This window comes from Lysobacter sp. Root494 (assembly GCF_001427225.1).
Lineage (GTDB): Bacteria > Pseudomonadota > Gammaproteobacteria > Xanthomonadales > Xanthomonadaceae > Agrilutibacter.
This window is the reverse complement of the sequence record NZ_LMFH01000005.1, coordinates 1,012,646-1,028,541: the sequence shown is the minus strand read 5'-3', so window position 1 is coordinate 1,028,541 and position 15,896 is coordinate 1,012,646. Positions and strand designations below refer to the sequence as shown.

General features: G+C 63.2%; 8 protein-coding genes and 2 pseudogenes. 8 read left to right on the top strand and 2 right to left on the bottom strand.

Annotated features, from left to right (window positions below):
* Window positions 1–91: 91 nt before the first annotated feature.
* Both ASD14_RS07970 and ASD14_RS07965 read left to right on the top strand, forming a co-directional pair.
* Window positions 92–1,792 (top strand): glycoside hydrolase family 43 protein, encoded by a 1,701-nt coding sequence (locus ASD14_RS07970; protein ID WP_056131386.1) that lies wholly within the window; start codon window positions 92–94, stop codon window positions 1,790–1,792.
* A 64-nt stretch (window positions 1,793–1,856) separates the two neighbouring features.
* A complete protein-coding gene (locus tag ASD14_RS07965) occupies window positions 1,857–4,508 on the top strand; it encodes a beta-glucosidase (RefSeq protein ID WP_056132327.1) in 2,652 nt (883 codons plus the stop codon).
* Between the two features lie 173 nt (window positions 4,509–4,681).
* On the opposite strand, the pseudogene ASD14_RS07960 reads toward ASD14_RS07965, so the two are convergent.
* Both ASD14_RS07960 and ASD14_RS16325 read right to left on the bottom strand, forming a co-directional pair.
* Window positions 4,682–5,590 (bottom strand): annotated as a pseudogene (locus ASD14_RS07960) (SMP-30/gluconolactonase/LRE family protein); the annotation flags it as partial.
* A 102-nt stretch (window positions 5,591–5,692) separates the two neighbouring features.
* A pseudogene (locus ASD14_RS16325) lies at window positions 5,693–6,661 on the bottom strand (endo-1,4-beta-xylanase); the annotation flags it as partial.
* Window positions 6,662–6,886: 225 nt separating this feature from the next.
* Here ASD14_RS16325 and ASD14_RS07950 point away from each other — a divergent pair.
* The 6 genes from ASD14_RS07950 (at window position 6,887) to ASD14_RS07925 (ending at window position 15,789) form a co-directional block, all read left to right on the top strand.
* Window positions 6,887–8,368 carry a glycoside-pentoside-hexuronide (GPH):cation symporter gene (locus tag ASD14_RS07950; RefSeq protein ID WP_056131382.1) on the top strand — a complete coding sequence of 494 codons (1,482 nt, stop codon included), beginning with the start codon at window positions 6,887–6,889 and terminating at the stop codon, window positions 8,366–8,368.
* Between the two features lie 32 nt (window positions 8,369–8,400).
* Window positions 8,401–9,417, top strand: coding sequence for a glycoside hydrolase family 43 protein (locus ASD14_RS07945; protein WP_056131379.1), 1,017 nt, complete (start codon window positions 8,401–8,403; stop codon window positions 9,415–9,417).
* Between the two features lie 85 nt (window positions 9,418–9,502).
* Window positions 9,503–10,252 carry an aldose epimerase gene (locus tag ASD14_RS07940; protein WP_235565334.1) on the top strand — a complete coding sequence of 250 codons (750 nt, stop codon included), beginning with the start codon at window positions 9,503–9,505 and terminating at the stop codon, window positions 10,250–10,252.
* Window positions 10,253–10,691: 439 nt separating this feature from the next.
* Window positions 10,692–13,880 carry a TonB-dependent receptor gene (locus tag ASD14_RS07935; protein ID WP_056131374.1) on the top strand — a complete coding sequence of 1,063 codons (3,189 nt, stop codon included), beginning with the start codon at window positions 10,692–10,694 and terminating at the stop codon, window positions 13,878–13,880.
* A 141-nt stretch (window positions 13,881–14,021) separates the two neighbouring features.
* The gene (locus ASD14_RS07930; RefSeq protein WP_056131371.1) at window positions 14,022–14,762 is read left to right on the top strand and encodes a SapC family protein; all 741 of its coding nucleotides are present in this window, start codon (window positions 14,022–14,024) and stop codon (window positions 14,760–14,762) included.
* Between the two features lie 4 nt (window positions 14,763–14,766).
* The gene (locus ASD14_RS07925) at window positions 14,767–15,789 is read left to right on the top strand and encodes a cupin-like domain-containing protein (protein ID WP_056131368.1); all 1,023 of its coding nucleotides are present in this window, start codon (window positions 14,767–14,769) and stop codon (window positions 15,787–15,789) included.
* Window positions 15,790–15,896: the final 107 nt, after the last annotated feature.

Below are 15,896 nucleotides of genomic sequence, written 5' to 3'. Positions count from 1 at the left end.
CACGACATCTTCCGACGAAACCGCGGCGCAAAGTTCCGCACGCGTTCCGCCAAAGACAAAGCTCCCCAGTCTTCAAGAGAGAAGTGCTGGAATGTGGAGTATCGAGTGGAGGCAAGGATGGCGTGTTCTCCTTGCGGTTCTGCTCGCCGCGTTTCTGCAATCAACGCTTGCGAGTACCGCGTCTGCAGCCGAACCGGTCCGCTTCGACTGGTTCGAATACACCGGTCACGATGGGGCATTTGAGCAACCGTTGCCACCGGACCACTACCGCAATCCGATCCTTGCCGGTTTCCATCCCGATCCCGCCGTGATCCGCGCGGGCGATCGCTTCTATCTCGTCAATTCCACGTTTACTTACTTCCCCGGCATTCCCGTATTCGAAAGCACTGATCTCGTGCACTGGAAGCACATCGGCAGCGTCATCGACCGACCTTCGCAGCTCGACTTCGACGGCCTGGGTGTGTCGCGCGGCGTGTTCGCACCGACCATCACTTATCACGAAGGCGTGTTCTACGTGCTCAACACGGCGGTCGACAATGGCGGCAACTACATCGTCACCGCGAAGAACCCCGCAGGGCCGTGGTCCGATCCGGTGTGGCTGCCGACGGTCGGTGGCATCGACACCTCATTGTTCTTCGATGACGACGGCAAGGTTTACCTGCTCAACAACGATGCGCCCGAAGGGGAGCCGCTCTACGACGGCCATCGCGCGATCTGGCTGCGGGAGTTCGACCTGAAGAAATTGCAGCCGGTCGGCAAGGCTGAGGTCGTCATCAATGGCGGCGTCGATCTGTCGAAGAAACCGATCTGGATCGAAGGCCCCCACATCTACAAGCGCGAGGGCTGGTACTACCTGGTCTGCGCGGAAGGCGGAACCGGGCCGCAACACTCGCAGGTCGTGCTGCGCAGTCGCGACGTGTGGGGTCCGTACAAGCCTTACGAGCACAACCCGATCCTCACGCAGCGTGACCTCACTGCGGATCGCGCGAATCCGATTACGAATGCGGGCCATGCCGATCTCGTCGAAGGCCTCGATGGCCGGTGGTGGGCGGTGTTTCTCGCCAGCCGGACCTATGGCGGCGTGCATTACAACACCGGGCGCGAGACGTTCCTGCTTCCGGTGGAATGGAAAGATGGCTGGCCGGTGATTCTCGAAAACGGACTTGCGATTCCGCAAGTTGCTCCGGCTCCATCGTTCATGCAAGGCGAAGCGAAGCAGGCGCCGCTCAGTGGCAACTTCACGTGGCGCGACGAATTCGACAAGCCGCAGCTCGATCGCGCGTGGCTGTATGTGCGCGTGCCGAAGACGCATTGGGCCGATCTCGCGTCCGAACCGGGCACGCTGACGATCCACCCGCTCGCCGAAGGACTGGACACGTTGCGCAATCCATCCTTCATCGGCCGGCGCCAGCAGCACATGGCCTTCGAGGCAAGCACATCGCTGCAGGTTCCGCGCGAGAGAAACGTGGCCGCCGGACTGGCCGCATTCCAGGGCGAGAAGTACTGGTACTTCCTCGGTGTGCGCCAGACAGCGGATGGACCCGAACTCTTCCTCGAGAAGAGCAGTGACAGGACGCGCGCCATCGTTGCGACGGCGCGCATCGATACCGCAGCGCTGAAGTTGAAGATCAGCGGAAATTACGGCGCGTATTCCTTCGGCTACGACGCCGATGGCAAAGGCTGGCGCTGGCTGGTGCAGAACGACGACGGAACGATCCTCAGTACCGACGTCGCCGGCGGTTTCGTCGGCGCGACGCTCGGGCCGTACGCACGCATCGAAGCATCCGAGTAGGGCACATGGGAGAGGGAAGATGGACTACGCAGTGAAATCCACGGCGGCTTGCCTTGCAATCGCGATGCTGCTGGCGATACCGAACGCCAGCCACGCCCAGACGCAGCAGGCAGCGAAAGCGGCGCAGGCCACACCTGCCTACCTCGACACCGCGCGCAGTTTCGAGGAGCGCGCAGCCGATCTGGTATCGCGACTGACGCTGGAAGAAAAGGCCGCGCTCATGCAGCACGACAATCCTGCGATCCCGCGTCTCGGCATTCCGGCGTACGACTGGTGGAACGAAGCGCTGCACGGGATCGCCCGCGCGGGCGATGCGACTTCGTTCCCGCAGGCAATTGGTCTTGCGGCCACCTTCGACGTTCCCCTGATGGACGAAGTCTCGAAAACCATCAGCGACGAGGCGCGCGCGAAGCACCACGAAGCCGCGCGTCGCGGCGAGCGCGGGCGTTACCAGGGACTGACGTTCTGGTCGCCGAACATCAACATCTTCCGCGACCCGCGCTGGGGCCGCGGCCAGGAAACCTACGGCGAGGATCCCTACCTGACTTCGCGGATGGGCATCTCCTTCGTCAGGGGATTGCAGGGTGACGATCCGAAGTACCGCAAGCTCGATGCGACCGCCAAGCACTTCGCCGTGCACAGTGGCCCGGAAGCAGACCGCCATCATTTCGACGTGCATCCGAGCAAGCGCGACCTTTACGAGACGTACCTGCCCGCATTCGAGGCACTGGTGAAGGAGGCCGACGTCGATGCCGTGATGGGCGCATACAACCGCGTCTATGGCGAGTCGGCGAGCGGGAGCAAGTTCCTGCTGCAGGACATCCTGCGCCGCGACTGGGGCTTCAAGGGTTATGTATTGTCCGATTGCTGGGCGATCGAGGACATCTGGAAGAACCACAAGATCGTCGCCACCGTCGAAGAGGCGTCCGCGCTCGCGGTGAAGAACGGCGACGACCTCGACTGCGGAAACAGCCATGCCAAGGCGCTGCCGGTGGCCGTGCGAAAAGGCCTGATCAGTGAGACCGAACTCGATGCTTCATTGAAGCGTCTGATCACTGCACGGATGCGGCTGGGCATGTTCGATCCGCCGGAAATGGTGCGTTGGGCGCAGATCCCGTATTCGGTCAACCAGGCGCCGGAACACGATGCACTCGCGCGCCGCGCCGCGCAGGAATCGCTGGTGCTGCTGAAAAACGACGGTGTGCTGCCTTTGTCGAAGCAGCTCAAGCGCGTCGCCGTGGTCGGCCCGACCGCCGACGACGAGATGTCGCTGCTCGGCAACTACTACGGCACGCCAGCCGACCCGGTGACGGTGCTGCACGGCATTCGCGAAGCGTTGCCGAATGCCGAAGTGACCTATGCACGCGGCGTGGACCTCGTCGAAGGTCGAAGCGATCCCATGGCTTCGCCGCTGATCGAGTCGCGCTACCTGCGTCCTGCCGTGGGTTCTACCGAACGCGGGCTCAAGGGCGAGTACTTCCGTGGCCGCGCGTTCAAGGGCAAGCCGGTGCTGAGCCGCATCGATCCTCAGGTCGGCTTCCGCTGGGATCGTGGCGGGCCCACCGACGACATGGTCGCTCGTGGCGAAATGGCGACCGCCGCGAGTCTCGGCGGCGACGACTTCGCCGTGCGCTGGAGCGGGCAGGTGCTGCCGCCGGTGAGCGGCCGCTACGAAATCGAAGTCGCCGCCAACGACGGCCTGCGCTTCTGGCTCGATGGCAAGTTGCTGCTCGACGAGTGGAGCGACGTGCCACGACTGCGCAGCAAGTCCGTTGCGGTCGACCTCGAAGCAGGCCGCGCCTACGACATCAAGCTCGAGTATTACGAGTTCGAACGCGATGCCGGCGTACGGCTGGGCTGGCGCATGCCAGGCGCGAAATCACCGTTCGACGAAGCACTCGACACCGCACGCAACGCGGAAGTGGTGGTGTTCGTCGGCGGTCTGACCGGCGATGTCGAAGGCGAGGAGATGGAAGTCAGCTATCCGGGATTTGCCGGTGGCGATCGCACCGACCTTCGCCTTCCCGCAACACAGCGCAAGCTGCTCGAAGCGCTGCACGCAACCGGGAAGCCGGTGGTGCTGGTGCTAACCACGGGCTCGGCGCTCGCGGTCGACTGGGCGCAACAGAACCTGCCGGCGATCGTGCTCGCGTGGTATCCGGGGCAGCGCGGTGGCAATGCAGTCGCCGACGTCCTGTTCGGCGACGTCAATCCCGCCGGACGCTTGCCGGTAACGTTCTACAAGGCGGATGAAAAGCTTCCGGCTTTCGACGACTACTCGATGCAGGGCCGCACGTATCGCTATTTCGGCGGTGAGCCCTTGTATGCGTTCGGGCACGGCCTGTCGTACACGCGCTTCGGCTACGGCGGGCTCGAACTGGATCGACGCCAGGCCACCGCGAACGGCCACATGAAGGTCACGCTTACGCTGAAGAACGAAGGAAGGCGCGCGGGCGACGAGGTCGCGCAGTTGTATCTCGCCGCGAAGAACCCGAAGCGCGAGCGCGCGTTGAAGGAGCTGCGTGGCTTCCGGCGCGTGCACCTGCAACCGGGCGAAGCGCGCGAAATCGAATTCGAGGTCATCCCAAGCCGCGACCTGCGGATCTGGGACGAAGCGGCGGGCGCCTATGTCGTCGACCCGGGCGAGTACGAAGTGCAGATTGGCGCCTCCAGTTCGGATATCCGCTTGCGGCGGAGCTTCACCGTGACGGATTGAAGCAAGGTTGACGAGCAAGGTGGCTTCGACGCATGGTCGAGGCGGCGCTCTCCACGGTCCCGGAAAACCATCGCGCGATCGCGTTCGGATCCGAGGCCTGGAATTCGGTAGCGAACGTCGTAGTGCCTTATCGCGGAAACTCTCTCGAACGCCCTTGCCTCCCGATACCTGAACTAGGGTTTCGCACCGAACCCCAGGCCGACCAGGTTGACGCGTACGCGAGCGAGGAACGTGTGCGAAGTCATGTACAAGGTGCGTCCATCGTCGCCAAAGGCGCAGTTTGCGATCGCGCTGCCGGTTTCGATGCGACCGAGCCGCCGGCCATCCGGCGCGAACACGAGCACGCCTCCCGGACCGGCAGCGAACAGCGTTCCGTCGGCCGCCATCGCCATGCCGTCTGGCAAGCCCGGTGCATCCCGTGCAACGAGATCGGAGGCGTCGGCAAAGATGCGTTTGCTGGTGGCTTCGCCGTGGACGTCGAGTGAGTAAGCCATCCATATGGGCCGCTCGCCGTCGGCATTGGACACGTAAAGCGTGCGGCCATCGGGCGAGAGTTCGACGCCATTGGGAAAACTCAGTCCGTCATCGACCAGGTGCACGCTGCCGTCGGGATCCAGGCGGAAGACGCCATTGAACCGCAGTTCCTTCACCGGGGATTCGTTGATGCCTTTCAGCCCGTACGGCGGATCGGTGAAGAAGATCACGCCGTCGCTGCGGCGGACGACATCGTTGGGACTGTTGAATCGGTGTCCCTCGAAGTGCGTGGCCAGTGGCGTCTTGCGCTTCGATAGCGGATCTAAGCGTGCGACAAGGCGCGAGCCGGAATCGGCAAGTAGCACCGTGCCTTCCGGCTCCGCATACAGCCCGTTCGCGCCTGCTTCGCGCAATGTGTCGAGTTCCGGACCCGTGTAGCCAGAGGGCCTGAGGTACACCGAGAGCCCGTCGTGCTCGGACCAGCGATAGAGCGTGTTTTCCGGTACGTCAGTGAATAACAGGTAGGCGCCGTCACGGATCCACGTCGGTCCTTCCGACCAGGTGAAACCGTCAGCGATCCTCTCGATTCGTGCGTCCGCGGGAACGATGGCAGGGAAAGCGGGGTCGTAGGCCGTGATGCGGCCGATGCCAGCGTGCGACGTGAGGGCGGAGAAGTTCATTGCCATGCGTCCTGGTTCCGTTACCTCACGAACATAGCCGCGAAGCCAGGCCATGGCCGGACGTTCGCTGCCGTCCTTTCGCACGAGATACGCCTGCTCCTTCGTGCGCCACATCCCGGGACGGAAGCCCCACAACGTGATGCCGCGAACCGCCGGATGCTCCCAGAATACGGGGAACACGCGCTGGTAATCGCGCAACTGTCCGGCGTCGCTTGCGCCGTCGATGTCGAGTTCGGTGACGTAAATCGGCAGCCCCGTTTCGGCGAGCAGGTCGAGGCTGGCCTTGTGCACCGACATCGGCACGTCCGGCCTTGTCGCGAACGCATGGCCCTGTACTCCGATCCCGTCGACCAGCTTTTCCTTCGCCAGCAGGTCGATGATTGCGCGGTAGCGTCCCGCATCGGCCGGCGTATTGGTGATGCTGTAGTCGTTGATCAGCAGTTTCGAATGGGGAAAGTGCTGCCGCGCCAGACGGAACGAAGTGAGTATCCAATCCCAGCCGGTCGCGCCGGCACCGCCCAGTGCTTCGATGTAGTTGCCGCCACCTTCGTCATCCTTGTTGGGTGGATCGTGCAACGGCTCGTTGACCACTTCGACGAAATCAGCATCGGGGTAGCGCTGCGCAACCGCGGCGAACCATTCCTCGATCTCTTCTCGCTGCTCGGCCGGGGGGAGTTTTTCGATCCATTCCGGCTGCTGGTTGCCCCAGACCATCACGTGCATGTGGAACGGAAAGCCGTGTTCCCTGGCGAAGCGGTAGGCCGCGTCGAGTCCGCTCCAGTCCATGCGATCGCGCACTGCTTCGACTTCGCCCCATTTGCCCGCGTTTTCCGGCGTCACCTTGTTCCAGTAGCTGGCGAAGTCCTTGACCTGTGCCGGGCTGTGGATGCTGCCGAGGAATTTTTCCTGTCCCGCCGCGAGCGGCGCACCCTGTGCATGCAGTGCAGGTGGAAGCGCAGCGAGGGCCGCGGTGAGCAGCAGGGCTTTGGTGGAGTTCATGCCGTCCCTTCGATGGAGTGGATGCTGCTATGCAGCGTGCGGGCGAGCGGATGGTAGCGCTACCTTAGCTTAAGGCGTTCTGATGCCGTAGATCGGTGGGCAACCCACCCGCGGCCCGTCCGGTGCATTGCATCGGGCGGGCCGCGGTGTATCCGGATCCCGCGCGGACCGGCGCCAGGATGGCGGATTCCGCACGTTATCCACGAACAGAAGACTTACGCATCCATGAGCAACCGCGCAGACACGCTTTCGGTTCGGGAAAAGATCGGCTACAGCCTCGGCGACCTCGCGGCCAACCTGATCTTCCAGACGCTGGTCACCTTCCTCGCGTTCTTCTACACCGACGTGTTCCGGATACCGGCCGGCACGGCGGCGACGATCATCTTCATCGGCGGCATGCTCGGGGCATTCGTGTTCACGCCGGCGATCGGCCTGATCGCCGATCGCACGGTCACGCGCTGGGGCAAGTTCAGGCCATGGATCCTCTGGACCTCGGTGCCGTTCGGCGTGCTCGCGCTGCTGGCATTCAGCACGCCCGATCTCGGCGAGCGCGGCAAGGTTCTTTACGCGCTCGGAACCTACACATTGCTGGTGCTGATCTACGCCGCCAACAACCTGCCGTACTCCGCGCTCAGCGGCGTGATCACGGGCAGCATGGCCGAGCGCAACAGCATGTCGTCGTACCGCTTCGTCGCGGTGATGATCGCGCAGTTCATCATCCAGGTGCTGTTGCTGCCGCTGGTGCTGATTCTTGGCGGTGGCGACAAGGTGCAGGGCTTCCACAACACCATGGCGGTATTCGCGGTGGTTGGCACGGTGTTCTTCCTGGTCACCTTCTTCACTACGAAGGAGCGCATCGTTCCCGCGCCGGAGCAGAAGTCGAGCATCCGCCAGGACCTCGGCGATCTCGCGCGCAACCTGCCATGGTTGCTGATGCTGCTGCTCACCATCCTGGTGTTCATCAATCTCGCCCTCAAGGGCGGCATGTACGTGTACTACTTCAAGTACTACATGGACGAACAGGCACTAGCGGCATTCCTGCAGGCAAGCGGCTTCAATGCCTTCATCGCCGGGCTCAACTCGTTCCTCACCGGTATCGGGCTCACTTCGTTCCAGTGGCCGAAAGATGCGCCGACGTCGGCCTTCAGCCTGTTCAACGCCGGGGGCATCCTCTTCATGATCGTCGGCATCGGCTTTTCGAAGCGACTGGCCGATCGCTACGGCAAGCGCAACGTATTCGGCGGCGCGTTGTTCCTTTCGACCCTCTGCCTGCTGGCGTTCTGGTTCTACTCGCCGCGTTCGGTGGGACTGGTGGTGGCGTCGTACATCCTGCATGGCTTCCTTTACGGCATCACGATCCCGCTGTTGTGGGCGATGGTGGCCGACGTTGCCGACTGGTCGGAGTGGAAGAACCATCGCCGCGCCACCGCGATCACCTTCTCCGCGATCCTGTGCGGCCTGAAGATCGGACTGAGCGTCGGCGGCGCGCTGGTCGCAGGCATTCTCGCCAAGTATGGGTACGACCCCGATCTCGCCGCGCAGGCACCGCAGACGGTGCAGGGCATCAAGCTGGCGGTGAGCATCTACTGTTCGATCCCATTCCTCGTCTGTATCGCGCTGCTGTTCCTGTACGAGATCGACAAGAGCATGGAAACGCAGATCGAACGCGAACTGCGCGCGCGCCGCTTGGGTGCGGCGACGGCGTGATTCCGACTTCCATTTCGTACCGGTAAACCGCCATGTCCGACGAAATCGATCCGTCCGAGCTGCAGGTGCTGGCGGAGAAGGCCATCTCCCAGCCGCTGGTCACGCACATCTACACCGCCGACCCGTCGGCGCACGTGTTCGAAGGCCGGCTGTACATCTATCCCTCGCACGACATCGACGCAGGGATTCCCTTCAACGACAGCGGCGACCACTTCGGCATGGAGGACTACCACGTCTTCCGCATGGATTCTCCGGAAGGAGAGGCGATCGATTGCGGCGTCGCGCTGCATGTGAAGGACGTGCCCTGGGCGCAACGGCAGATGTGGGCGCCGGACGCCGCGCATGAGGACGGCAAGTACTACCTTTATTTCCCCGCGAAACGCGCGGACGGCATTTTCCAGATCGGTGTTGCGATCGGTGATCGCCCGGAAGGCCCCTTCAAGCCGGAACCCGAAGCGATCTACGGAAGCTATTCGATCGACCCCGCGGTGTTCGCCGACGACGACGGCGGGCACTACATGTATTTCGGCGGCATCTGGGGCGGCCAGTTGCAGAAGTACCGCGACAACCTCTACGCGGACGCCAACGAGGAACCCGCAGCGCATGAGCCCGCACTGGGTCCGCGGGTGGCGAGGTTGACGGATGACATGAAGCAGTTCGCGGAGCCGCCCCGTGAAGTGGTCATCGTCGACGAGAGTGGCGAGCCACTGCTCGCTTGCGACCACGAGCGCCGGTACTTCGAGGGCCCGTGGATGCACAGGTACCAGGGCCGCTATTACCTGTCGTATTCCACGGGCAACACGCATTTCCTGTGCTACGCCGTGGCGGGAAATCCCTACGGGCCCTTTACCTATCAGGGGAAAATCCTGACGCCCGTCGTGGGCTGGACCACGCATCATTCGATCGTCGGATTCGACGGACGCTGGTGGCTCTACTACCACGACTCCATCCTCTCCGGCGGCGTCACGCACCTGCGCTCGATCAAGGTCGCGGAGCTGCACTACGACGCGCAGGGCAGGATCATCACCTTGCATCCCTATGGTGAATGAGCCGGACATTGCAGCAGAGGTTGATGGCGCGCTGCGGCCTTTTCCGGCGGGAAAGCTGACGCGGCTCGCTTCCGGCTCGTTGCAGGTGGACATCGCTGCCGATGCGGGTGGCCGCATCGCCGGGATCTCGCGCGACGGGCTCGAATGGCTGGTGGGTCACGACGCGAATCCGGCGATGATCGCGTGGGGCTGTTATCCGATGCTTCCATGGGCGGGCCGGATACGCCGCGGCAGGTTCGACTTCGCAGGCAGGCAATATCAATTGCCCGGGAACCTGGAAGGGCATGCGATACACGGTGTCGGGTTCGGCCTGCCGTGGCAGATCATGGATCGCCAGGCGCATCGCATCGAGCTGTCGCTCGAGCTTCCGCGCGATGAGCGCTGGCCGTTCGGCGGCATCGCCACGCATCGCGTCGAACTGACGGACGACGCATTGCGTTGCCATCTTTCACTGCAGGCCGGTGAAGAGGCGATGCCCTGGCCCGTGCTCGGATGGCATCCATGGTTCGTCAAGCCCGATCGCCTTGAATTCCACCCACAGGCCTTCTATCGGCGAGATGCGGAAGGCATAGCAGTGGGGCCGACCGTTGCGCCTCCCCCGGGCCCCTGGGACGACTGCTTCGTCAACCACGCGCCCGTGTTGCTCCATCGAGGCGGGAAGCGGTTGCGGCTCACATCCGACTGCAGTCACTGGGTCGTTTACGACCAGCCGGACCATGCCACGTGCGTGGAGCCGCAGACCGGGCCTCCGGATGCCTTCAACCTGGAGTCCGCGACCCTGCCACCGCACGCGTCGATCCACGCCTGGTTCGCGATGGAATGGTGCGAAGCGTGAGCCCCGCTCTCGCCGGCGTGGCGCGGTACTTGCGTAACGCGAACCGGTTTCGTCGGAAACGAAAGATTTGTTGCACTGCATGGTGACAAGGTCGGCAAAGCGTAGGTAGCCTCGCGAACATTCTGGTAGCGCTACCACATAGCAGTGCACAGGGCGCCGCCAGAAGTGTCCGGACATGCCGCAACGAAACACGTTCGGTCGGTGCCATGCCACGGACACGCAGTTGCATGACGCGTTGAGAGAGGGCTTGAGAAGCAGGTTCGACCTGCAGGTGCCCTGGGGCGGGGGCGACACATCCATTGGAGTGGGAGGGCAACTCAATGAAAGCGTACTGGTTCAGGCATCAACCTTCCGGAGTTTTCCGGGCACAAGCGACAGTGACCACGCCTGTCGCGAACGAGGCAATCCGCACTTCTACCTCTGACTGGAGGATCCGCTGATGCGCGGCAAGTTGAAGCGCTTCAAGTCCCGCGCGTTGTTTACCTTCGTCGGTGGCGTGTTGGTGGTCAATCCGGCATTCGCCCAGGACACGCAGGTTGCGCAAGGTGGGCAGAGCACGCCCGGTGCGCAGAGCGCACAACCTGCCGAAGAACAGGTTGCATCCCAGCAGACGCTGCAGGACGCCACCACGCTCGACACCGTCACGGTCACGGGCATCCGCAACAGCCTCAACCAGTCGATGGGCATCAAGCGCGACTCGGCAGGCGTGGTCGACGCGATCAGTGCCGAAGACATCGGCAAGTTCCCCGACACCAACCTCGCCGAATCACTGCAGCGCATTACCGGCATCTCGATCGAACGCCGCGATGGCGAAGGCGCGCAGGTCACCGCGCGCGGCTTCGGCCCGCAGTTCAACATGGTCACGCTCAACGGCCGCACGATTCCGGGCGCGGATGCGTTCGGTGCGGCGGGGCAGGTCGCGATTGGCGGCGTCGACGGCGGCACGCGCGCGTTCAACTTCGCACAGCTCGCTTCCGAGGCGATCAGCAGCCTCGAGGTCTACAAGACCAGCCAGGCCAACGTACCCAGCGGCGGCATCGGCGCGACGATCAACATCCAGACCGACAAGCCCTTCAACCACACCGGCCTCGTTGCGAGCGTGGGCGCGAAGGCAGTGTCCGACCAGTCCGAGCCCTTCGACAACAGCATCACGCCTGAAGTGTCCGGCATCTTCAGCTGGACCAACGACGACAAGACCTTCGGTGTCGGCCTGAGCGCGAGCTACCAGAAGCGTAATGGCGGTTCGGTGCAGGCGACCGACAACTACTGGAACATCCAGCCGTGGACGGGAACGATGCCGGGCAACCCCGACGTCGTGAACGCACCAGGCATCGGCGACCTGTACGCACGACCGAACGATCTCCGCTATGCCTTCGCCGATTTCGAACGCGAACGCATCAATGGCCAGGCGGTGATCCAGTTCGCACCGGTCGACAGCGTGACACTGACCCTCGACTACACGTATTCGACGAACGAAATCACCGAGAACCGCGGTGAGCAGAGCATGTGGCTGCAAAACAGCCAGTACACCGACCTGGAGTTCGACACCAGCGGCGCCGTTGCCACGCCGGTGTACATCCGCGAAGTCGCCGGCACCAAGGACTTCGGCCTCGAACAGCAGCGCAGCATGCAGAAGTACAAGCTGGGTTCGCTGGGCTTCAACGCCAAGTGGGACATAACCCCCAACTTCCGCGTGGCCTTCGACGCGCACAACTCAAAGAACGAAAGCCGGCCGAACGATCCGCTGACCGGTGGCGGTTCGATCTTCTCGAGCATCGCGGGCACCAACAACTGCACGAGTGGTCCGCATTGCGGCGGTTCGTGGGTGCAGGAAATGTGGTTCAACAACGGGCTGCCGGTCGGTTCGCAGACCTGGTATCCGACGACCGCGGATGCTTTGGCTGGTACCAATGGCGTGACTAACCCGGGCTTTGTCGAAGGTGAGATCGGCTCGCAGGTGCTGCGCATCAATGCACAGACGCAGATAAGCGAGGTCAAGCAGCAACGCATCGATGGCGAGTGGGATTTCGACCAAGGCCGTTTCCAGTTCGGCGTCGACAATTCCAAGTCGACCACGCATCGCATCCAGGCGTCCGAGGCGTATTCCACGCTGGGCGACTGGGGCGTGGGCAATGTGGATTCGGATGTCGCTGGCGGGCTGATGGACCTGATCCACCCGATCGATCTGGTGGGCCTGTTCGATGACTATCACATTGGCAGCAGCAACGGCGCATGGGCGGGTGATGCCGGGGCGCTGGCCCAGTGGGCAGCAACGCAGTACGGCCTCAATCTGGGTGTCAGCCCGCTGCGGGCTGCCGACAATCTCGTCGAAGAACGGACCGGTGCGGCCTACCTGCAGGTCGAACTGGAAGGCCAACTGGCCGGCATGCAGACCAACACCCGCATCGGCGTCCGGTACGAGAAGACCGACCTGGTCTCCACTTCGGTCATCGCGGTCCCGGAATCGATCGAGTGGCAGGCCAACAACGACTTCCGCATCGTTCTCTCCGACGAGCAGCAGCCGTTCAGTGAAAAGACCAGCTACAGCTACATCCTGCCGAACCTGGACTTCAGCATCGATTTTACTGAGGAGCTGAAGGGCCGTGCTTCGTTCGGCAAGAGCATCGCGCGCGCACCCTACGGCAACCTGTACGCCGGTCCCGGCGCGCAGCAGCCGTTCGGTTCGGTATTGCTGGACCCGTCGGTCCGCGCCAGCGGCACTGCCCAGAATCCGAGATTGAAGCCGCTCGAATCGGACAACCTGGATCTGGCGCTCGAGTGGTACTTCGCGGATGCGAGCTATGTTTCGGTGACGTACTGGAACAAGACGGTCGACAACTTCATCGGCAACACCGTCGCTCAGGAATCGCTGTACGGGCTGAGGGATCCGACGTCCGGCCCGGATGCGCAGGCCGCACTCGCGTTCCTGCAGAGTCCGCAGTGCGTTAGTCAGGTTACTGCCGCCGGTGGCGATCCGGCCGCGTGCTCGGGCAACGACACATCGCTGTTCACCGCGCTGGCCCTGCTGCGTAACGATCCGAATGGTGTCGGTGCCTTCAACGGAACGGGCGCGCAACAACTGGCGACGGAAGCTGCGTACAACCTGTACGGCGAAGCAGACGATCCGTTGTACATGTTCAACGTCAACCGTCCGGTCAACCAGAATCAGGCCAAGCTGCACGGCTGGGAACTGGGTGGCCAGTACTTCTTCGGCCAGAGCGGATTTGGCCTTTATGCCAACTACACGATCGTCGACGGCGACGTGAGCTATGACAATGCGGCAGACCCGAACGTCGACCAGTTCGCCCTGACGGGCCTGAGCGACACCGCGAACGTCATGTTCATGTTCGAGAAGTACGGCTGGTCCGCTCGCCTCGCCTGGAACTGGCGCGACGAGTACCTGATCCTGGCCAACCAGGGTGCCAGCCGTAATCCGTACTACGTCGAGGACTACTACCAGTGGGATCTGAGCGTGAACTACGCGCTTGGCGATCATTGGTCCTTCGGCCTCGAAGCGATCAACCTGACCGGTGAAGACGTGCGCTGGCACGCCCGCACCGACAAGCAGATCGTGAAGCTGGCCGACCAGAGTCCGCGTTACATGGTGGGCGTGCGTTACAAGTTCTGATGCAGTGACATGGAACGGGGACCGCTGCATCGCCGGCGGTCCCCGTTTTCATGAGAAGTGAGCGGTGGAGCTACGCGCACGGATGGGCGCGCCCGCGAAAGACGCATAAGATCCACGAGAACCGGACTCGCCATTACCGCCATGCCCCGATACGAACTGCTGAACAACGTCACGCACAAGGACCTGCGCGTCGTCACGCGTTTTGGCCAGGAGTTCGGCGACGACGTCGGCATGGTGCAGGCGTTCCCGACCGAATTCGCTGAGCTGCAACGCGAATACCCGATCTTCTTCCGCAAGGATCGCGACAGCGGCGAATGGCAAGCGGTGGCGCTGCTCGGTTTCGACCGCAAGGAAAACCTGTTCCTGCAGAACGGGCGCTGGAACGCGGACTACCTGCCGGGCGCGATCGCGAAGGGGCCATTCCTGATCGGCTTCCAGGAGCAACGCATCGAAGGCGAACTGCGCCGCGAGCCGGTCATCCATGTCGACATGGAGCATCCACGCGTGAGCACCAGCGAGGGCGAAGCGGTGTTCCTTCCACGCGGCGGACACACGCCGTACCTCGAGCATATCTCCGGCGTACTGCGCGGCATTCGCGACGGTGTCGAAGCGGCGAAGGCAATGTTCGCCGAGTTCGACGCGCTGGGACTGATCCAGCCGATGCACTTCGAAGTGCAGCTCGACGCGGAACATCGCGTGAGCCTGTCCGGACTGCACGGCATCGATCGCGACAGGCTCGCCGGGCTCGACGCCGAGGCGTTGCACCGGTTGCATCGCGCCGGTTACCTCGAAGGCGCATTCCTGGTGCAGTCTTCGATGCACAACCTGCGCCGGCTGATGGCCGAGAAACAGCGTCGCCTGCGCCAATCCGCTGCGGCCTGAGTGCATGGTCGACGTCGCTGCCAGCATCCGCGTGATCGAAGGCTGCAAGCCCGACACGCTGCCGCTGCAGGAGCTTCTGGCTTCCGGACAACCCGCGGTCCTGCGCGGACTGACGCGCAGCTGGGGCCTGGTGCAGGCCGGTCTGCGCTCGATGCCGGATGCGATGGATTACCTGCGCGGCCACTACAACGGCCAGCCGGTGACCTATTCGTACGGTTCGCCTGAGGTAGCGGGGCGGCCGTTCTACAACGACGACTTCACCGCATTGAATTGCGAAGTGCGGCGGAGCCTGCTCGGTGACGTGCTCGACGAGATCGCGGCGCACGCTCGCGATGCGAATCCGCCGACGTACTACGTCGCGTCGCTGCTGGTCGACAGCCGCCTACCGCGCTTCCGCGAGGAGAACGACCTGGACCTCGCCACGCACGGCATCGACGCGCCGCCCGGCATCTGGATCGGCAATCGCGTCACCGCTTCCTGCCACTACGACGCGCTGAACAACATCGCCTGCTGCGCGGTGGGACGCCGCCGCTTCACCGTGTTTCCGCCGGAACAAATCGAAAATCTTTATCCGGGCCCGCTGGAGCCGACGCCGGGCGGGCAGGCGGTCAGCGTGCTCGACTTCGATGCGCCTGATTTCGAGCGTTATCCGCGCTTCCGCGAAGCGCTCGAATTCGCGCAGACCGCGGTGCTCGAGCCGGGTGATGCGATCTTCATTCCCAGCCTGTGGTGGCACCACGTCCAAGGGCTGGAAGCATTCAACGTGCTGGTCAACTACTGGTGGAGCAGCGTGCCCGCATACATTCCGACGCCGATGCACGCGCTGTACCACGCGTTGTGGACCATCCGCGACCGGCCCGAACGCGAGCGTCAGGCTTGGCGCTCGATCTTCGACTATTACGTGTTCGGCGATCCGCAAGGCGCCGGCGAACACCTGCCCGAAGCTGCGCGCAACGTACTCGACCCGATCGATGAAGTGATGGCGAGGCAGTTGCGGGCGATGCTGATTGCGAAGTTGAATCGATGAAGCGAATCCCCCTTGATCCCCCTTTTGCAAAGGGGGAAAAAACAAACGCTCCGCTCATCGCCCTCTTTGAAAGGAGGGAGAAAAGCCAAGCGCTCGGCTCATCGCCC